The following is a 21,877-nucleotide window of genomic DNA, read 5'->3' on the forward strand; positions in this document are numbered from 1 at the left end:
CGTGCGTCTCCTTCGCAAATGCAGACCTTGCCGGCGTCGCCGCCCGCCGAGACTATCCCACGGCAAGTTAAGTTAGCCTAAGCTGCCGTCAGGAGAAAGACGTCCGGTGCCCGGTGCGCTATCGGCCCTGCGTGGGTGCACTTCGCATCGGTGAGCCGCCTCTACCACCAGACCCGGGAGCGCATACATGCATGCTGTCGACGAGCGCGAAGCGTCCTACGGCGAGGCACGGCTGTGGTCGCTGTACCGGCTGGACGGCCCCACCGCGGCGAACAATGTGCCACTGGCCGTCGAATTCCTCGGACCGCTGGATGTCGACGCGCTGAACAACGCGGTGATCACCGTTGTCCGGCGCCATGTTCCGCTGCGCACGGTGTACGGCGAGATCGACGGGCGACTGAACCCGACCGTCGTCGATCCCGAGGCCGCCGCCCTGGAGATCATCGAATGCCGCCGGGAAGATGTGCCGACGGTGCGGGCCGACCTGGAGAACTGGGCGTGCGACCTGGGCACCGAGATTCCGTTCCGCGCCCGGTTGTTGCGGGTCTCGGCCGACGAACACGTGTTGTCGATGGTGATCCACCACATCGCCATCGACGGCAACTCGATCGGCCCGCTGTTCGACGACCTACAACGCAGCTATCGCGCACACCGTGACGGTGCAGGTGACCCGGGCGAACCGCCCGCGGCCCAGTACCACGACTACGTGCGCTACCACCGCGACCTCCTAGAGACCCCGGGTCTGCAGGACGAACAGCTCGACCACTGGCGCGAGGTGCTCGACGGCGCCCCTGCCGAGGTGGCACTGCCGCTGGACCGGGCGCGCCCACAGGTGCGCGGCTACCGTGGCGACGCGGTGCTGATCCCGCTGCCCGACGACCTGTCGAAGCGGGTGACCGATATCGCGCGAGCGGCCGATGTCACACCGTTCGTCGTGCTCTCCAGCACGGTGGCCGCCGTGCTGTCCCGGCTCGGTGCCGGTGACGACATCCCGCTCGGCACGCCGGTGGCCGGCCGGCTCGAAGAGGAGTTCGACGACCTGGTCGGCTTCTTCATCAACATGCTGCCGCTGCGGCTGGACCTCAGCGGTCATCCGCGGTTCTCCGAACTGCTGCACCGGGGCCGTCGCACACTGTTCGCGGCGCTGAGCAATCAAGAGGTCCCGTTCGAGAAGATCGTCGAGGCCGTCAACCCGGTCCGCTCACCGAACCGCAACCCGCTGTTCCAGGCGTTGGTGTCGCTGCAGCCGGCGGATCCGGAACGCCTCGATCTCCCCGACGTCCAGGGCCGCCTGCTCGACCCCGTGATCACCCCCGCCGCATTCGACATCGCATTCGAATTCTTCGACCTGCCCTCCGGGGGACGTCGGCTGCGCATCGTCTATGCCGCCGACATCTTCGACCGTGCCGGTGTCGAATTGCTCGGCCACCGACTGCTCGGCGCGCTCGCCGCGGTGACCGCCGACCCCGATATCCGGCTCGGCGACATCCCCCTCGTCGACGATGCCGACCGCTGGTCCGCCGTGGGCATCGGACCGGCGGGCCTACGCGCGACCGTCACCGAACTGTTCGACGCGCAGGTGCGTCGCACGCCGCGCAGCATCGCTCTGCGCCACGGCAACAGCGAGATTCGCTACGCCGAACTCTCCGACGCCGCCGACCGGCTCGCCGGCGCACTGGCCGATGCCGGCGTGCGCCGCGGTGACACCGTGGCCGTCGCACTGTCCCGCGGCACCGATCTGGTGATCGCGCTGCTGGCGGTGTTACGCGCCGGCGCGGCGTATCTGCCCATCGATCGGCGCTACCCGGCGCAGCGTGCGCACTACATGTGGTCCGACGCGCAACCCCGCGTCATCATCGTAGATGACGCGAGTGCGCCGGACTGGTCCGAGCATCCCTCGGTGCCCGTCACCGCCCGGGCGCAACCGCGCGCAGCCGCACCGCTGAACCCCGACGATGCGGCCTATGTCGTCTACACCTCGGGCAGCACCGGGCGGCCCAAGGGAGTGATCGGCACCCACGGTGCATTGGCCAACCGGCTGTGGTGGGCCGCCCGATCATGGTCGGCCCGGGACGGGTCAGATATCCGGATCGCCAAGAGCTCCATCGGGTTCATCGACGGCAGCACCGAGATACTCGGCGGACTGCTGGCCGGCGCATTGGTCGTCATCGCCGATGACGACACCGCAGCCGACGGTGACGCGTTGACCGAACTGATCGAACAGGCAGGCGCCACACAGATACTCGCGGTCCCCAGCCTGGCCGGAGCCATCGCCGAGGCCGCACCCGAGCGGCTCGGCTCCGTCGCGCGATGGATCTGCAGCGGTGAGCGACTCGACTCCTCGACCGTGGCGGCACTGCGGGCGGTGTCCCCCACCGCCGAACTCGTCAACTCCTACGGCTCGACCGAGATCGCCGGTGACGTGCTGACCACGGTCGTCGATGACGGCCGGGTATCACTCGGGCGCCCTGTCCCCGGCGTCACCATTCACATCCTCGGCCCGCACCTGGAGATCGTCCCGCCCGGCGTCGCGGGTGAAATCTACGTCAGCGGCCTCCAGTTGGCACGCGGCTATATCGGCCAACCGGCCTTCACAGCAACACGTTTCGTCGCCGACCTGCACGGCGGAGCCGGGGAGCGGCTGTACCGCACCGGTGACATCGCCCGGTGGACACCCGACCATCAGGTCGAATACCTGGGCCGCGCGGATGACCAGGTGAGCCTGCATGGATTCCGCATCGAGCTCGCCGAGGTGGAATCGGCCCTCGCCGCGCTACCCGGGGTGCACAACGCCGCCGCGGCGGTGCGGGAGAACCCGGCCGGGGGTAGGCGACTGGTCGGCTACGTCACCGCCGACGACAGCGTCGACCCGGAACTCTGCCGGGCCGCCCTGGCCCGCCGGCTGCCCGACTACATGGTCCCCGCGACCCTGGTCCAGCTTCCCGAGATGCCTCGTGGTGCAACCGGAAAGATCGATCGCCGGGCGCTGCCCGATCCGGAGTTCACCAGTGTCGCCGCCGGGCGCGCGCCCCGCACCGAGTTCGAGGCGGTGCTCTGCGAGGCGATGGCCGCCGCGGTCGGCCTCCCGACCGTCGGTCCCGATGATCAGTTCTTCGCCATGGGCGGTGACTCGATGTCGGCCATCCGCGTCGCCTCGCTGGCCCGTGGGCGCGGCGTCGCCGTCACGCCCCGGCAGGTGCTCGAACACCCCACACCTGCGGCACTGGCCGCCGTCGCACGCGGCATAGACACCGACAGTCAATCCTCCGCTACAGCAGGCACCTCCGCGGGCATCGAACTCAGTGCCACCGACCGCGCGGAACTGTCCGTCCTCGGGTCGATCGACACGGTCCTGCCACTGCTCCCCCTGCAGTACGGCATGTACCTGCATTCGGCCTATACCGAGCCGGAGACCGACCTCTACCGCATCCAACAGATCGCCCGCCTGAGCGGCCCGCTCGACCCCGATGCCCTGCACGGAGCAATCCGAACGGTCATCGCACGACACTCCGCCCTGCGGGCGGCCATGCACACACTGGTCGACGGATCACCGGTGCAGGTGGTCTTCGGCCAGGTCGAACCTCGTTGGCGCACTGTGGACCTGCGCGGTTCCGACCCCGCCGCGGCACAGGCCGAACTACTGCGCATCGCCGCCGCCGAACGCGCCGCGCCGCTGGCGCTGGACCGGCCGCCCCTACTGCGCCACGTCCTGGTGACGCTGGCCGATGACGACCACCGGCTGGTCCAGTCGATGCACCACATCATCGCCGACGGGTGGTCGCTGTCGTCGATGTTCGACGAGATCGCACACGTCCACAATGCGATCGTGGCCGGCTCCGCACCGGAGATCACCGTCGACGGCTTTGCCGAATTCGTCGCACAAACCGAACATCGCGCCGAGAGTTCTTCGCGGGCATGGGAAACCGTCCTGGCCGAGGTCCGTCCCACGCTGCTCGCCGCGACCGACTCGCGCGCGGTCACGAGCCAGGACCACCGCGACGTGAACACCAGTCTGTCGCGCGCGCGTACCGAACGTCTCTACGCGGCCGCCCGGCGTGCGGGTGTCACCGCGGCCACCGTCGTGCACACGGCGTGGGGCCTGGTGCTCGGTCGCCGGCTCGGGATCGACAGCGTCGTGTTCGGCTCGCTGGTCTCCGGGCGCGGAACGGGCCATCCCGGTGTCGAATCGATCGTCGGCCTGCTCATCAACACGGTACCGGTGCCGCTGTCGTGGCAACCCACGGACAGCCTTGGCTCGGTGGCCACCCGACTGCAGGAACAGCAGAACCGCGTGCTGGAGGCCCAGCACGCGCGGCTCACCGACCTGACCCGGTCCGCCGGCACCCGCACCCTGTTCGACAGCGTCGTCGTGATGGAGAACTTCCCGGACACGGACGCCACCGACGATGACCGAAACACCCTGACCTACCGCGGATTCGACGGATCCAGCGTCAAGACCGACTATCCGGTCGCGCTGGTCGCCGACGCCGCCGACGATCTCCAGCTCCGACTCGATTACGACCCCGGCCTGATCGGCGCCGCACAGGCCGGTGATCTGCTCGGCGATGTCGTAACCATCCTCGAGGCGTTCGCCGCCGACCCCGCCGCGCCGATCGCGGCACTGCCCCCGGTGCATGCGGTAGCCGCGACACCGGCCACAGGAACCGTCACCGCCGGCGCTCCCGCCCATACCGCCGATGCCGCGGTCGTGGCGCAGTTGATCGGTCTCTACACCGATCTCCTGGGCGTCCCGGTCGGCGCAGACGACGATTTCTTCACCCTCGGCGGTGACAGCGTGCTGGTGATCCGCCTCGCCGGACGCGCGCGCCGCAGCGGACTGCCGCTCAAGCCCCAGGTGGTCTTCGCCCATCGGACGCCCGCGGCGGTGGCGGCCGCCCTCACGGCCGATTCCGGGGCGCACGCGTCGCCGTCCGTGGCCGACGGGCCACTGCTGGAACTCTCCGCGGCCGAACGCGACCGGGTGGCGGCGGCGACCGAACGCACCGTCGTCGACGTGTGGCCGCTGTCGCCCCTGCAGGCGGGGATCTACTTCCAGGCCCGCTATGCCGAGAACGCCGCGGTCTACATCCTGCAGAACGTCATGGAGCTGCGCGACAATGTCGACATCGCCGCCATGCAATGGGCGTATGCACTTGTGCTGGAACGTAACCCGGTACTGCGGTCGGGGTTCGTGGCAGACGACCTGCCGCACCCGGTGGCCTTCATCGCCGGCGACCCGTCCTGCCGTGTGCAATTCGTCGATCTGTCCGAAGCCGACCGGGACAGCGCCCTGGCAGACACCCGACGGCTGATCGAGCAGGACCGACACGTTCCGTTCGACATGACCGCGCCGCCGTTGTCGCGGCTCACCGTCATCCGCAGGCGCGGCGGTGACGCGCTGATCCTGAGCTGCCATGTGCTGCTGATGGACGGTTGGTCACGCGAACTGCTGATGCGTGACCTGCTCAGCGCCTACGCGATGGCCACGCAGGGACGCCTCAGCCCGCCGCGCGGTCCGGCGCACGGATACCAGGATTATCTGCGCTGGCTCGGCGCCCAGGACAACACGGCGGCCGCCGACTACTGGGCACACGTCCACGACGGACTCACCGAACCGACCCTGCTGCTGCCCGAGGCCGCGGGTGCCGAACCGGCGATGACCTCGCGGGTCGACCTCCAGTTCTCCGACGACTGCGCCCACGCGCTGCGGGAGACCGCGCAACACCTCGGCGTCACCCTCAACGCGCTGCTCACCACCGCACTCGGCATCGTCCTGGGCTACGAGACCGGGCGCGATGACGTGGTTTTCGGCACCACCGTCGCCGGCCGACCCACCGAGGTGGACGGCTCCGACGCGGTCATCGGATTGTTCCTCAACACGGTTCCGGTGCGCCTGCGCCTCGACCCCGGCGCATCGGTGGCCGATACCGTGCGCGGTGCACAAGCCGAACGGCTGCGGTCCCTGGACCATGAATTCCTCGGCCTCGGTGATATCCAGCGCGCGGTGGCCGAGGCACACCGCGGCTCCGGTCTGCTCGCCGGCGGCGGAGCGCTGTTCGACAACCTGTTCGTGCTGCAGAACTTCTGGAGCGACGAGGCGTTCGCCGATGCCGAGAGCGAGTTCGGCATCCTGCGCCACGACACCTTCGACGCATCCCACTACCCGCTGACATGGGTGGTGGCCCCCGGGGAGACCCTGGCGGTGAAGCTGGAGTACCGGCCCGATTTCGTCACCGAATCGGCCGCTCGGCGCCTCCTGGACCGCTACCGCACCGTCGTCGAATTCCTCGCCACCCGAACCGATGCCGCCCTGTGCTCCGTCACGGTACAGCTCCCCGACGAACGCGACGGCCGTGCCGACCGCAGCAACCGGGCCCACCACGAGGTACCCGACCTGACCATCGCCGAGATGCTCGCCGACTACACCGACGGCGACAGCACGGCGCTGGTGTACGGTTCCGCCTCGGTCACCCGCACCGAGCTCGACCAGCGGGTCAGCCGTTTGGCGGGTCTGCTTGCCGCCGAGGGCATCACCGCTGAGGACACCGTCGCGCTGGCCATCCCGCGCTCCATCGACACCGTGGTCGCCCTGTTCGCGGTGCTGCGCGCCGGTGCGGCGTACTTGCCGCTGGAGCTGGACTATCCCGACGAGCGCCTGGCCGTGATGCTCGACGATGCCCGTCCGCGCATCCTGCTCACCACGACGGCGGTGCGCGAGCGCATCGACGCCATCACCCCGCCGGATTGCCTGCGGATCACGTTGGACGACGCGGAAATCCACAGCGCACTGGATGCGTCGGCGCCGAACTGGACCGGCGAACGACCCACGCCGGACCGCCCGGCGTATGTCATCTACACATCCGGGTCCACCGGAACGCCCAAGGGTGTCGTCACGCCCTACCGCGGCCTGACCAACATGCACTTCAACCACCGGGAAGCCATCTTCGCCCCCGCGATCGCCAAGGCCGGCGGCCGGCGACTGCGCATCGCCCACACGGTCTCCTTCGCCTTCGACATGTCCTGGGAAGAACTGCTGTGGCTGGTCGAGGGGCACGAGGTGCACATCTGCGATGAGGTGTTGCGCCGCGATGCGGCCGCACTCGTGGCGTACTGCCGGGCACACCTGATCGACGTCATCAACGTGACGCCGACCTACGCCCAACTGCTTTTCGAAGAGGGCCTGCTCGACGACGGTGAGCACCACCCCGTGCTCGTCCTGCTGGGCGGCGAGGCGGTGCCGCCGGCGGTGTGGGACCGGCTCCGTGACGACCCCACCACCTATGGCTACAACCTCTACGGCCCCACCGAGTACACCATCAACACCCTCGGCGGCGGCACCGATGACAGTGTCGAACCCACTGTCGGACAGCCGATCTGGAACACCGACGCGCATATTCTCGACCCGTGGCTGCGCCCCGTGGCCGACGGCCGTCCCGGCGAGCTCTACATCGCCGGTGCCGGCCTGGCCCGCGGCTACGCGCACCGATTCGGCCTGACGGCGCAGCGTTTCGTCGCCAATCCGTACCCCACCGCCACCGCTCCGGCGGGCACCCGGATGTACCGCACCGGTGACCTGGTCCGGCGCGGCGCCGACGGCAATATCGAATTCCTCGGCAGGACCGACGAGCAGGTGAAGATCCGCGGACACCGCGTCGAGCTCGGTGACGTGGAATCAGCGATCGTCGCCCATCCGAACGCCGCACAGGCCGCGGTGATCGCCACCGCCGATCCCCGGGTGCCCGGAACCCAACGGCTCGTCGCCTATCTGGTTCCTGCTGCCATCCCCGAGGACGACCGCACGGCCGCCGAAAGCGCCCATGTCGACGAATGGGAACAGATCTACTCCGACGAATACTCGACGATCTCCACCGCGGTGTTCGTCGAGGACTACGCCGGCTGGGATTCGAGCTACGACGGTGCACCCATTGCGTTCGAGCAGATGTCGGAATGGCGGGCGACGACGGTGGCCGCCATCGCCGGGTTGTCCCCAGCCCGGATCCTCGAGATCGGCGTCGGCACCGGGCTGTTGCTCGGACAGCTCGCGCCACGGGTCGAGGAGTACTGGGGCACCGACCTGGCCGCGCCGGTGATCGAGGCGCTGAACAACGAGCTGGGTGCCGAACCGGAGCTTCGCGACCGGATCCATCTGAGGGTCGCCCCCGCTCATCGACTCGGCGAGGTCCCCACCGAGCACTTCGACGTCGTCGTCATCAACTCGGTGATCCAGTACTTCCCATCGGTGCGCTACCTGGCCGAGGTGATCGAGAGCGCGGCCCGGCACCTGAGGCCCGGCGGTGCGCTCTTCATCGGCGATGTCCGTAACGGGTTGCTCCTGGACACCTTCCACACCGCGATCGCGCTGTCCCGAAGTGCCGCTGAGGGCACCGACGCCGAGCAGGTTCGACGCGCCGTCGAGCGGGGCGTCGAGCTGGAGAAGGAACTGCTGCTCGATCCCGACTTCTTCGTCGCGCTCGCACACCGTCTCGGCCTGACGGCCGAGATCAGACTCAAGACCGGCGCATTCCACAACGAACTCACCCGGCACCGCTATGACGTGATCCTGCGCGCCGACACCCCCGCCGCACCGGCGCAACGCCCGGCACTGCACTGGCCCGGCGACCTGGAGACGGTGAAGGCCACACTCACGGAAGCAGGTCCGGACGGACTGCGGGTGACGGCCATCCCCAACGGACGACTGGCCGGTGAGGTCGCCGCGATGCAGCGACTCGCGGCCGGCGATGTCGCCGGGGCCAGGACCGCGCTGAGCACGCCGGCCGGTGTCGACCCGGCGCAGCTGCACACGCTCGCCGATGAGACCGGCTGGACGGTACGGCTGACCTGGCACCCCGGCGACCCGGCGCTGATGGACGCCGTGTTCACCACCGCCGACGAGCCGCTCGGCGATCTCTACGCCCGCGCCGGCGTCGACCGCCCGCTGGAGGAACTCGGCAACAATCCTGCCGGGGCGCGCGAGCGCTCGGCGGCCATCGCCGCGCTGCGCCGCCACCTGCGCGACACGCTGCCCGACTACATGGTGCCCTCGGCGTTCATTGCGCTGGACCGGATCCCGTTGACCGACAACGGAAAATTGGATGTCCGGGCGCTGCCCGATGCCGACGCGGCCGCACCGGTCTCCACAAGCCGTGCCGCCCAGAATCCCGTCGAGGAACTCCTGGCCGAGTTGTTCGCCGAGGTGCTCGGCGTCGACGGGGTCGGCGTCGAGGACAACTTCTTCGACATCGGTGGCCATTCCCTACTGACCATCCGGCTGATGAGCCGGGTGCGCAGCGCGATGGGTGCCGAACTCACCATCCGCGATGTGTTCGATGCCCCGACCGTGGCCCAGCTGGCCACCAAACTCCGGCTCGACGGCCCCGCCCGCCCGGAGCTGACCACCGCGACACGCCCCGACCGGCTGCCGCCGTCCGCCGGACAGGAACGACTGTTCATCCTCGAACAACTCGGGGAAACCGGTGCGGCATACAACTATCCACTGACCTTCCGGCTCCGCGGATCGCTGGATACGGACGCGTTCACCGCGGCGCTGACCGATGTGGTGGACCGCCACGAGGTGCTGCGCACGGTCTTCACGACCCAGGACGGCACCCTGCACCAGACGATCCTGCCCCCTGGCGAACGGGTGCCGGTGACGGTGCTCGACTGCGACGAATCCGCCATCGGTGACCTCGTCGACACCGCGGCCAACCACCGCTTCGACCTGAACACCGATATCCCCCTGCGGGCGACGATCATGCGAGTCGCCGAAGACGATCATGTCGTCGCGCTGATCCTGCACCACATCGCCGTCGACGAATGGTCGGATGCGCCGCTGCTCGACGACCTGGCCACCGCCTACCGGGCCCGGCGGGCCGGGCAGGCACCGCAGTGGTCACCACTGCCCCTGCAGTACGCCGATTACGCGCTGTGGCAACAGGACCTGCTGGCCTCCGTCGCCGACGAGCAGACCGCGTTCTGGACCGCGACGCTGGCGGGCGCACCGGATGAGCTGGCGCTGCCCACCGACAGGCCGCGCCCCGCCAAGCCCAGCGGCGCAGGCAGCACGCTGCACCTGGATCTGCCCGCCTCGGTGGTCGCGGGCCTGCGTCGGATGACCGCTGAGCATCAGGTCAGCACGGTGATGTGCTTCCATGCCGCCGTCGCCGCACTCCTGCACCGACTCGGCGCGGGTGAGGACATCGTAGTCGGCACACCGGTTGCCGGGCGCACCGAGGCCGAGCTGAACCCGTTGGTCGGGTTCTTCGTCAACACCGTGGTGCTGCGCGTCGACCTGTCGGGCAACCCCACGTTCGTCGAGCTGCTCGACCGGGTTCGCGATGTCGACCTGGCGGCCTTCGACCACCAGGATCTGCCGTTCGACCGAGTGGTCGAGGCGCTCAACCCGCCGCGGGCCGCGGGACGAAATCCACTGTTCCAGACCTTCGTCGGGTACCACTACCGCGATGATGCGACCGCCGATGTGCTGGACCTTCCGACAGAGTGGTTGTCGCCCAACGTCACCGCCGCCATGTTCGACCTCGGCTTCACCCTGATCGACAACATCGCCCGTGGCCAGATGACAGTCCTGGCGGAGTTCGCCACCGACCTGTTCGACGCCGACACCGTCGAGCGCATCACCGAACGCCTGCTGGCCCTGCTCACCCAGGTGGTGGCCGAACCCACCACCCACATGGCGGATTCCGCGGTGTTCCTGCCCGGTGAACGTCAATGGCTCGACGAGGTCGGCACCGGACCGGTCACACCGGTATCACCGGACGACCTCGCCACCATGGTGATCCGTCAGGCGTTGCGCAGCCCCGATGCCGTCGCGGTGCGCGGTGACGAGGCGGATACCGAGCTCACCTACGCCGAGCTCGATGAGTGGTCGCGCCGACTGGCCGCCGACCTGGCCGCCGAGGGCGCCGGGCCCGGCACCCTCATCGGGGTGGCGCTGCCGCGCTCGGTCGAGCTGATCGTCGCCCTGGTGGCAATCGCCCGGTGCGGTGCGGCATTCCTGCCGCTGGACAGTGACTTCCCCGACGACCGACTGCGGTTCATGCTCGACGACGCGCAGCCGGTGACCGTGCTGCGGGACAGCACACGAATCCGGGCCGCCCGCCACGGTGAAAGCACCACCAGGACAGCCAGATCCGAGAGCGCAGCCCGGGGTGAGCACTGGGCGTATGTGCTCTACACGTCCGGGACCACGGGACGGCCCAAGGGTGTGCCCGTGCCCCACCGCGCCATCGCCAACCGGATCGCCTGGTTGCAGGAGGCCTACCCGCTGTCGGTGAGCGACCGGATGCTGGTCAAGACGCCGATCAGCTTCGACACCTCGGTCTGGGAGGTGTTCTGGCCGCTCAGTGTGGGTGCGACCCTGGTGCTCGCCCGACCCGGCGGACACCGCGAACCCCGCTACCTCGCCGAGACCATTGCCGCGCATGGCGTCACCGCCGTGGACTTCGTCCCTTCGGTGCTCGAACTGTTCCTCGACGAATTCGATGACGAACTCGATGACGAACTCGATATCGACACCGACCACTCGGCTGATCTGTCCAGCCTGACCCGGGTCACCGTGGGTGGTGAGGCGCTGTCGCGGGAACTCGCCGACCGGAGCGCCCGACGCCTGGGTGTCCCCCTGCACAACCTGTACGGACCGACCGAGGCCGCCGTGGACGTCCTCGGCTGGACCGCCGACGGCGGCCCTGTCGCGATCGGCGTCCCGGGTGCCAACGTCCGTGTCCACGTCCTCGACGCCCGCCTGCGCCCCACTCCCCCAGGCATTCCCGGTGAGCTGTACCTGGCCGGCGTGCAATTGGCGGACGGATACCTGGGTAGGCAGGCACTGACCGCCGAACGTTTCGTCGCCGATCCCTGGGGACCGGCCGGTGCCCGGATGTACCGCACCGGTGACGTGGTGCGGTGGCGGTCGGACGGACAGCTGGAGTATCGCGGCCGTGACGACGACCAGATCAAGGTCCGCGGCGTGCGCATCGAACCCGGTGAGATCGAGGCGGTACTCGCCAGACACCCGGCCGTCAGCTCGGTCCGCGTACTGCTGCGCGCGGGTGCACTCGTCGCCTATTACGTATGTGCGGGTGCGGATTCGCCGACTGCCGACCAGCTGCGGCGCCTCGGTGCGCAAGCGCTGCCGATGCACATGGTGCCCGCGGCATTCGTCGAACTCGAGGCGCTGCCGGTGACAGCGACCGGCAAGCTCGATCGCGATGCGCTGCCTGACCCGGTTGCTTCGCCGGGATCCGGCAGGGTGCCGGCCACGGCGACCCAGGCCGGCTTGTGCGAGCTCGTCGGCGATGTCCTGGGTGTCGACGCCGTCAGCATCGACGACGACTTCTTCGCTCTCGGTGGGCATTCGCTGTCGGCGATCAGGTTGCTCGGCAGGATCCGCGCGGTCCTGGGCGTCGAGTTGAGCCTTCGTGAGCTGTTCGATGCCCCGACCGTCGCCGAGCTCTCGGCTCGTATCGACCAGGACAGCGGTATCGCGGCGGTGCGGCCGGCGTTGGGTGCGCGGTCGAGGCCCGACCGGCTGCCGCTGTCGCCCGGGCAGTCCAGCATGCGGTTGCATTACGCACTGGAGGGTCCGAACCCGACCTACAACGTGCCCATGGTGTGGCGGGTGGACGGTCGGTTCGACATCGAGACACTGGAACTCGCGCTACACGACGTGATCGGGCGCCACGAGATCTTGCGGACCATCTATCCCGACCGGGACGGTGTCTTCGAGCCTCGTGTGCTCGACCCCGCCGAGGTGGATCTGCAGGTCGAGCTGATCGCCGACCATGAGCTCCGCGACGCGGCACGATACTGCTTCCGCCTCGACGAGGAGATACCGGTCAAGGTGTACCTCGCTGCCCGGGGCGCCGAGAGCGTGCTGTTGGTCAACATCCACCACATCGCCACCGACGAGTGGTCCGACGAACCGCTGCTGCGTGATCTGCGCACGGCCTATGAGGCCCGTCGCGCCGGGCTGGCACCGCAATGGCCGGAGCTGTCACTGCAGTACACCGACTACGCGCTGTGGCACGCCGAACTGCTCGACGGTGTCGCCGAGAATCAGTTGCGGTACTGGAAGGAGGCGCTGGCCGGGGTTCCCGAAGAGACCGGCCTGCCGACCGATCACCCACGCCTGCCGACGAACACCTTCCGTGGCGGCACCGTGACGGCGTCGCTGCCGCCCGCGACCGTCAGCGCGCTGCGCGCACTGGCGCGCGACAGCCAGTCCACGATGTTCATGGTCGCCCACTCCGCGGTGGTCACGCTGCTGAACCGGATGGGCGCCGGTGACGACGTGGTCGTCGGAACACCGGTGTCGGGGCGATCGGATGTGCTGTTGCACGACCAGATCGGCTATTTCCTGAACACGCTTGTGCTGCGCTCCCAGGTGCGCGGCGGGCAGACCTTCGCCGAGTTGTTGGCCGACAACCGGGCGGGCGTCCTGCGGGCGTTCGACCACCAGGACATCCCGTTCGACCGGATCGTCAAGGAAGTGAATCCGATTCGCGTCCGCGGGCAGCACCCGCTGTTCCAGATCATGATGATGTACCTGGTGAGCGGGGACACCGAGCGCATCGAGATCGACGGGATGACGCTGACCGCCGATGAGGTCGACACCGGAACGGCGAAGTTCGACCTGTCGATCGATTTCGTCGAGCACGCCGACGAATCGGTCACCCTCACCATGGAATACAACGCCGACCTGTTCGAGACGACGACCATCGACGCGCTGCTGGCCCGTCTGGTGGCGGTGCTCGACCGGGTGTCGCAGGACGGAGGAGTCCGGCTGTCCGATATCGACATGCTGATCGAACCCGAGCCCGGCCGGATCGCCGAATGGGGGCATGGCACCGAACTCCCCGCGCCGGCGGCAACGCTGACCGCGCTGTTCGAGGCGCAGGTGCGCGCCACGCCCGGCGCCCTGGCGATCATCGATGGTGCGCGGGAGCTGACGTTCGACGAGGTGAACCGTCGGGCCAACCGGCTCGCACGCCACGCGATCGCGCGGGGTCTGGGGGCCGACGATATCGCCGCGCTGGATCTGGCCCGGTCGGCCGATGTGCTCATCGCGATTCTGGCCGTGCACAAGGCCGGCGGGGCATATCTGGCGCTCGACGCCGAATATCCCCGCGAGCGAATCGCGCACATGCTCGCCGATGCCCGCCCGGTGCTCACCATCACCGCCGAGACGATGGCAGACGCAGACGGTGACCGGACGCTCTCCGATGCCGACGTCACCGACGCCGAGCGCCGCACCCCGGCGCATCCGGATCATGCCGCCTACCTGATCTACACCTCGGGCAGCACCGGGAAGCCCAAGGGTGTCGTCGTGCCGCAGCGCAGCATCGTCAACCTGTTCGCCAGCCACCGCGAACGCCTCTACCGGCCGACGATGGCGACCGCGGGCCGCGACCAGCTACGGGTCGGGCACGCCTGGTCGTTCGCGTTCGACGCGTCGTGGCAACCGCAGCTGTGGCTCTACGACGGACACACCATCTGCCTGGTGTCCGACGAGACACGTCGCGATCCGGCGCTGCTGGCCACCCAGCTCGACGACCAGCGATTCGACTTCATCGAGCTGACACCGTCGATGTTCGACAGCGTCGCCCGCGCCGGGGCCGTCCGCGACGGCGCCTGCCGCTTGTCTGCGGTCGGTGTCGGCGGTGAGGCCGTCCCGCCGGAGCTGTGGGCCGAGTTGGGCGCGATGCCGGGCACCCGGGCCTACAACCTGTACGGGCCGACGGAGACCACCGTCGACGCCCTGGTCGCCGAGCCCGCCGGGGCGTTCCAACCGAAGATCGGTACCCCGGTGTCGAACTCGACGGTCTACGTGCTCGACACGTGGTTGCGCCGGGTTCCGCCCGGGGTGCGCGGTGAGTTGTATGTCGCCGGAGCAGGTCTGGCACGCGGGTACCTCGGCCAGTCGGCCAACACCGCACAGCGCTTCGTCGCCGACCCCTACCGCGACGGCGAGCGGATGTACCGGACCGGTGACCTTGTCAGCTGGTCGGTCGACGGGCAGTTGGTCTACCACGGCAGGGCCGATGAGCAGGTCAAGATCCGCGGCTATCGGGTGGAGCTCGGCGAGATCGAGTCGGCACTGCGGGCAGCGCCCGATGTCGCGGACGCGGCCGTGGTGGCCCGCCACGACACGGCCAATCATGTGGTGCTGGTCGGCTATGCCGTGCGGGCCCCGGGCTGCGCACCGGATCCCGCCGAGCTCAAGCGGCAGCTGTCCGCCCGGCTACCGGCCTATATGGTCCCGGCGGCGGTCGTGCTCGTCGAGGCCATTCCGTTGCTGCCCAACGGCAAACTGAACCGGGCCGCTCTGCCGGTGCCCGATCTGGCCGCCGCGCCGGCGGTGCCACCGCGCAACGAGCTGGAGGCCGCGCTGTGCGATGCGGTCGCCTCGGTCATCGGTGGTGACGACATCGGTATCCACGACGACTTCTTCGAGCGGGGCGGTGACAGCGTCGCCACGATGCGTCTGGTCGCCGCCGCCCATGCCGCCGGGATCGTCGTCAGTGCGCGTCAGATCTTCGAGCACCGCACGGTCGCCGAGCTGGCGACCATCGCAGAGCTGAGTGCCGAGGTTGAGAGCTGAGATGAACCGATGAGAGTGGCTCTCGGCGAACCGATCCCCTGAACACAACACACCGCGAACGCGGCGCGGTCGACGCGCTGCGTTCGCGGTGTGTGTTACCGCGTCGGGGTCAGCTGACGATTGCCGGGACGGTGTCCGGGTTGCCGTCGAGTGCCACGGCGAGCTGCGGGGCCAGCCGGTCCAGCAGGTACGGGATCGACAGCACCGAGGCGAAGTAATAGGCGCAGCTGGCGTCGGAGCCGCCCTGGATGAACACCGAACGGTCTTCGCGGGCGACGCGCAGCCGGGAGAAGATCGGGTCGGCGGCCAGTTCGGCCTTCAGCGCCGCGACGTCCTTGGGCTCCCAGACCAGAACATCGGCATCGATCAGGTCGGCCCGCTCGAAACTGATGGTGGCGTCGAAGTTTTCGCCCAGCGCGTCCTTGACAGCAGCGGACTGGGTGAAACCGAGCATCTGCAGGAACTGGCCGCGTGGATCGGTCGCGGCGGAGACGCTGTACCCGTCCTCGTTACGGTAGACCGACAGCCCGGTCTTGCCCTCGAATTGCGGGTAGGTGGACTTGGTCTCGGCGATCTTCTCGCGGGTCTGGGCCAGCAGCTGGTCGCCCTTGGCCTTTTCGTCGAGAGCCTGCGCGAGGATCGGGGTGATCTGTTCCCAGGTCGCCGCGTAATCGTTGGTGTCCTTCGGCTGCGCCAACGTCGGCGCGATCTGCGACAGCCGCGCGTACTGCGTATCGGTCAGGTCGGAGTACAGACCGACGATCAGATCCGGTTTGAGGTTGGCGATCTCCTCATACGGCGGCGCCCCGTCGGCGGCGAAGGACAACTCGGCGGGCGCCGGCCGGTCACCGAGCAGGTCCTTCGACCATGGGCCGAGCACTCCGGTGGTGAAGTATCCGTCCCAGGTCATGACGGCGACGGGCACGGTCCCGAGCGCGATCAGGGTGTCCTGCTCCTGCAGCCCGATCACCACGACGCGGCTGGGCTTCTGCTCGAGCGTGGTGCTGCCGTAACGATGGTCGATGGTGACGGGGTAGGACCCCGACTGCTGGGCCGAGGTGGCCGCGGAATCGGTTCGACTGCTGGAGCAACCGGCCGCGACCAGCGCGAACAACATCACGAAGAGCATCAATGCCCGGCCGCGGGCCCGCTTGCCGCCACGGCGGTCCGTGCTGTTCTGTCGCTCGGGCATGGTTGCCGCCATGGTCATCACAAAGGTTCCCTCCGATGATGGAATTTGGTGAGCCTAACCTCGCATAGGTGGCCGGTTCAAGCGGCACGGGGCACACCACTCGGGCGTGTCCGACCGCTAGCCTGTCCGGGTGCCTGACGACCGCGATGCGCAGATCTCGTACCTGCCCCGTGCACTGTGGCCACTGCGCAACCGCGACTATCGGCTGCTCACGCTCGGATTGTCGACCACCCTGCTCGGCAACGGGCTCTGGTCGGTCGCCTTGGTGTGGCAGGTCATCGCGATGGGAGGCGGTGCCGGCCAGGCGGCGATCGTGATGACGATGTTCAGCGCGGGACTGCTGATCAGTGTGCTGCCCGCAGGTGTGGCAGCCGACCGGCTGCCCAAACTCGTCGTCATGCGTGCCTCACTGTGGGTGCAGGCGGCGCTGCTGATCATCGTCGGCGTCCTCGCCGTCGGCGGCCAGGTGCAGATCTGGCATCTGGCGGTCACCGGCTTCGCGTTCGGCATCGCCGAGGGGTTCTACATACCCGCCTACACCGCACTGCTGCCGACGATCCTGGCGCCGGAGGATCTGCTGGCCGCCAACGGAATCGAAGGCGTTCTGCGTCCCGGTCTGCAATTCGCCCTCGGCCCGGCGATCGGTGCGCTCCTGGTGCAACTGTGGTCGCCGGGGTGGGCGATCCTGACCCAGGGCGCGATGTTCGTGCTCGCCGCGGTCATCCTCGGGTTCATCAGGCCGCCTTCGTCCGTCGCGCCCGACGGCGAGGACGCCGAACCGGAATCGGCGCTGGGTGATCTGCTGGCCGGATTGCGCTACATGTATCGCACCAAGTGGTTCTTCGCGACGCTGTTGTTCGCCGTGGGCAATGTGCTCGTCGTCGTCGGCCCCATCGAGGTGCTGCTGCCTTTCGTGATCCGCGATATCGGCGGAGCCCCTGGGCATCACGCGACCGTGCTTGCGGTGTTCGGGGTGGCCGGTGCGGTGGGCGCGCTGCTGGTGGCCTCGCGCCCGCTGCCACGCCGCTACATCACCGTCATGCTCGTGCTGTGGGGATTGGGCGCGCTGCCGCTTGCCCTGATCGGCTACACCGACGCGATCTGGATGATCGCCGCGGCGATGGTGGTTGTCGGCGCCACATCCGAAGCGGGGCAGGTCATCTGGGGAACACTGCTGCAGCGGCGAGTGCCCGCCGAGATGCTCGGCCGCGCCTCCAGCCTGGATTTCTTCGTGAGCCTGGTGATGATGCCGGCATCGCTGGCGCTGGCCGTTCCCGCCGCGCACCTGATCGGCACGACGGGTGTCTTCATCGTCGCGGGCGTCGCACCGGTGGTGTTCGCGGTCATCGCGCACCTGGCCGCCCGGCTGGGCCGCGATGAACTCGACCACCCACTGGCTGACCGGACATGACGGGCTGTCACGCCGATGAGCACCGCCGATGAGCACCGCCGATGAGCGCTGAAGCCGCGCAGTCCCTGCCGGACGTCGCAAGGGAATCCCGTTCCACGGGCACCAGGACCCGCCTGGCCTGGCTGGCCATCTTCTGTCTCGTCCTGCTGCTCGCCTGTATCGCCAGCGCCGCCGTCGGCACCCGTGACATCCCGATATCGACGGTCATGCGGGCGCTGTTCGACTATCAGGGATCCGACAACGAGGTCGTGGTCCGCGCGGCCCGTATTCCCCGCACGGTATTGGGGCTCGTGGTCGGCGTGGCGATCGGCGTCGGCGGCGCGATGATCCAGGCCGTCACCCGCAACCCGCTTGCCGATCCCGTCGTGCTGGGCATCACCCCCGGCGCGATGTTCAGCGTGGCACTTGCGGTCGGCGTGTTCGGGTTGCGGTCCATCCACCAATACCTGTGGTTCGCGCTCGCCGGATCCGCAGTGGCCATGGCGATGGTCTACGCGATCGGTCGGTCGGGGCGTTGGGGCGCGACACCCATCCGGCTGACGTTGTCCGGAATCGCCATCGGCGCGGTCTTCACGGCATTCACCTTGGCCCTGACCCTGTTGAACCCGTCGGCATTCGACCGGATGCGGGCCTGGGACGCGGGATCGATCGCCGGGCGCGGCTGGGATGTCACCGTTGCGGTGCTGCCGTTCGTCTTTGTCGGACTGGCGATCACGGCATCGGTTGCCCGTGGACTGGACGCGATCGCCCTCGGTGACGATATGGCGCGCGCACTCGGTACCCAGCTGGCCCGGACGCGCACCCTCGGCCTCATCGCCATCACCCTGCTGTGCGGCGCGGCGGCCGCCGCGGCCGGTCCGATCGTCTTCGTGGGTCTGATGATCCCGCACATCGCCCGATGGCTGGTCGGCGCGAACCAACGGTGGATCCTGCTCATCTCGGCGATCGCGGCCCCTGCGCTGGTGCTGGCCGCGGACGTCCTCGGCCGGATTGCGTTGCGCCCGGCAGAACTGCCCGTCGGGATCGTCAGCGCGTTCCTGGGGGCACCCGCCCTCATCTGGCTGGTCCGGCGCAAGACGGCGATCCAACCGTGACCCCCACCGTGCCCCCCACCGCGACAACGAGGATCGGTCGCGTCGATTTCGGGCGCCCGACGTTGCGATGGCGAAACCTGCGTATCGACGTCATCTCCGTGGTCACCACCGCCGTGCTGGTTCTCGCCGCGGTCGTGGTGTCGATCTTCAGCCTGGGTGCCGGTGACTACGACATCGCACCGTGGGACGTGCTGCGCGCGGTGTTCGGCACCGGCGCGCCGTTCGACATCGTGGTGGTCCGCGAATGGCGGGCGCCACGGGTCATGATGGCGCTGATACTGGGTGCGTTGCTGGGCATCTCGGGTGCCATCTTCCAGTCGCTCACCAAGAATGCGCTGGGCAGCCCGGATGTCATCGGCTTCAACTCGGGTTGCTACTTCGGTGCGCTCGTGGTGATCCTGTTCGTCGGTGCGCACTCGAGCGCGCTCCTCGCCGTCGGCGCTGTCGCCGGCGGCTTCGCGACCGCCGCCATCGTGTATCTGCTTGCCTTCAAACGTGGTATCGCCGGTTTCCGGCTGATCATCGTGGGTGTCGCGGTCGCCATCATGATCGAGGCGGTCAACACGTGGATGATTCTCAAGGCCAATCTGCAGGTCGCCATATCGGCCGCGGCATGGGGTGCGGGCACGCTGGCCAATGTCACCAACGGCCAGGTTTTGGTGGTACTCGCCGGAACTGCCGTCCTCGTCGTGCCGCTGGCCGTGATCGCCCGGCGGATGCCGGTGGCACAGCTGGGCGATGACGTCGCCGCCGCGCTCGGCCTGCGCATGGAGGCCACGCGGGTGTTGATGCTGGCCGTCGGTGTCGGATGCGTGGCCATGGCAACCGCTTTCACCGGACCCATCAGTTTCGTGGCACTTGCCGCACCGCAACTGGCCGCCCAGGTCACCCGCGGCGGCGGTCTGCGGCTGGCCCCGTCGGCGGCGATGGGAGCGGCCATCCTGGCCGCATCCGATGCCACGGCCCAGCACCTGTTGCCCGGTCAGCTGCCCGTCGGCGTGATCACCTGGGGTATCGGCGGGGCGTATCTGGTGTGGTTGCTGATCAGGCAGTCGGGCTGAGCGCTTCCAGAAGTGGTCAGTAGGCCGCGAGGATCGGCTCCAGCTCCGAGGGGGTGGCGCCGTGCAGAATCACCCCATCGGCACCAAGAGCCAGCTGCTCACGGATCGTGGTGACACACTCCTGCGGACTGCCGGTGGCCGCCGGCGCCGTCCACTCCGGGGGCAGCAACGTCGCAATATGCTCGAGTTTCTCGATGGCGGTGGTGGGGCTGTCGATGGCCTGCAATCCACCCACATAGAAACTCTGCACCACCTCGTCATCGCGAAAGCGCTGCAGCACAGCCGGATCCCAGCGATTGGTCCGCACCAGCAGATCACCATAGGCCTGCAGATAGGTGGCCAGCCGGCCGACGAGCTTGCGCAGCCGCATCTCCTCGGGAAGGTGGTCCCCGATGGTCGCCAGACATGACCACACCTTCACATCGTCGGGGTTGCGGCCGGCCCGCTCGGCGGCGGACTTCACTGTCTGGACACACCGCGCCAGCGTCTCGTCGGTGAAGAAGGTGTGCAGGATGACCTGGTCCATCACTCGGCCACCCAACTCAAGGGAGTTCGGCGCGAAGGCGACCATGCCCATCGGGATATCGGCATCGTAGTCCTGGCCCAGCCGCAGCAAGGGAAAGCTGCCCATCGGACCGTCATGGCCGACGATGGTCTCACCGCGGAACAGTCGGCGCATCACCCCGACGAAGTCTTCCATCTGGGCGGTGGTGATGCGCGGCATCCCGAACGCATCCTGCAGCGGCGGCACACCTCGCCCGATACCCAACGTGAAGCGGCCCTCGCTCAGACGCGACATCGTGAGCGCATAGGCGGCGGTGACGATCGGGTGGCGAGTGTTGTGATTGGTTGCGCCGGTGGCAATGGCGATGCGTTCCGACACCGCGGCGGCGGCCCCGGACAGGGTGCATGCCTCCTTGGTGTTGAAGCGCTCGGAGATGAAGACGTGGCCGAGCCCGAGTTCTTCGGCACGGCGGATCTCCTCGATCATCACCCGCGGCGATTCCGGTTGCCCGCCAAGGGTATAGAAGCCCAGTTCGGGTTTCATGGTCACGGTCACAGCGTTGCCTCCTCGGCCAGTTCGGGCCACCGGTCATGGTCATATGTGCAGGGATTCCATACTTCGACGATGCGTCCCCCGGCCACCCGATAGACCTCGATCGAGGAGATGACGTCGCGGGTTCCGTCGTGCTGGACGATGTCTGCTTGGTAGACAATCGAACACAGCTGGTCATCGGCGACGATATGCGGCAGCGTGAAATGCACGCTGCGCACGCCCGCCCACAGATCGCGCACCCGCTGCACCGCCTCGTCGTGGGTGAGCACGGTTCGGCCGCCCGGGGTGTTCCGGATGATCTGCTCACCGATGATCTGCTCGCCGACCGCGTAGTTCCGCTCATTCCACAACTCGTAGTTGTAGCGCTCGATGACAGTTCTCGGGTCGGCCGTCGGGACACTCGGCGTCGGCACGGCCGGCTGCGGTGTAACCATGACCACATTCAT

At 68.5% G+C, this 21,877-nt stretch carries 7 protein-coding genes; 4 read left to right on the forward strand and 3 right to left on the reverse strand.

The features are described from left to right. Positions 1-187: 187 nt before the first annotated feature. Entirely contained in the window at positions 188-15,616 is a 15,429-nt protein-coding gene (locus FBY28_RS08765) for a non-ribosomal peptide synthetase (protein WP_141865964.1), read from the forward strand. Between the two features lie 109 nt (positions 15,617-15,725). Here the strand turns inward: FBY28_RS08765 and FBY28_RS08770 are convergent, their stop codons facing one another. Then, positions 15,726-16,826: an iron-siderophore ABC transporter substrate-binding protein gene (locus FBY28_RS08770; RefSeq protein ID WP_141865967.1), complete on the reverse strand. Its 1,101-nt coding sequence runs from the start codon at positions 16,824-16,826 to the stop codon at positions 15,726-15,728. Between the two features lie 112 nt (positions 16,827-16,938). Between FBY28_RS08770 and FBY28_RS08775 the strand changes: the two genes are divergently transcribed. Genes FBY28_RS08775 through FBY28_RS08785 form a run of 3 tightly spaced genes read left to right on the forward strand, consistent with a single transcriptional unit; the run spans position 16,939 to position 20,374 of the window. Next, positions 16,939-18,219, forward strand: a complete 1,281-nt coding sequence (locus FBY28_RS08775; protein WP_141865969.1) for an MFS transporter — start codon at positions 16,939-16,941, stop codon at positions 18,217-18,219. Positions 18,220-18,260: 41 nt separating this feature from the next. Continuing rightward, positions 18,261-19,313 (forward strand): iron chelate uptake ABC transporter family permease subunit, encoded by a 1,053-nt coding sequence (locus FBY28_RS08780; protein ID WP_216847581.1) that lies wholly within the window; start codon positions 18,261-18,263, stop codon positions 19,311-19,313. Continuing rightward, the gene (locus FBY28_RS08785) at positions 19,310-20,374 is read left to right on the forward strand and encodes a FecCD family ABC transporter permease (protein ID WP_286177878.1); all 1,065 of its coding nucleotides are present in this window, start codon (positions 19,310-19,312) and stop codon (positions 20,372-20,374) included. Before FBY28_RS08780 ends, FBY28_RS08785 begins: the two co-directional genes overlap by 4 nt. A 16-nt stretch (positions 20,375-20,390) precedes the next feature. On the opposite strand, the gene FBY28_RS08790 is transcribed toward FBY28_RS08785, so the two are convergent. Together FBY28_RS08790 and FBY28_RS08795 are read right to left on the reverse strand one after the other, a co-directional pair. Further along, positions 20,391-21,434 carry a TIGR03857 family LLM class F420-dependent oxidoreductase gene (locus tag FBY28_RS08790; RefSeq protein WP_141865972.1) on the reverse strand — a complete coding sequence of 348 codons (1,044 nt, stop codon included), beginning with the start codon at positions 21,432-21,434 and terminating at the stop codon, positions 20,391-20,393. Next, a complete protein-coding gene (locus tag FBY28_RS08795; protein WP_160145468.1) occupies positions 21,431-21,865 on the reverse strand; it encodes a nuclear transport factor 2 family protein in 435 nt (144 codons plus the stop codon). The genes FBY28_RS08790 and FBY28_RS08795 overlap by 4 nt, the downstream gene beginning before the upstream one ends. Between the last annotated feature and the right edge of the window lie 12 nt (positions 21,866-21,877).

Origin of the sequence: Arthrobacter sp. SLBN-53, from assembly GCF_006715585.1 — a bacterium.
Classification (GTDB): Bacteria; Actinomycetota; Actinomycetes; order Mycobacteriales; family Mycobacteriaceae; genus Mycobacterium; species Mycobacterium neoaurum_A.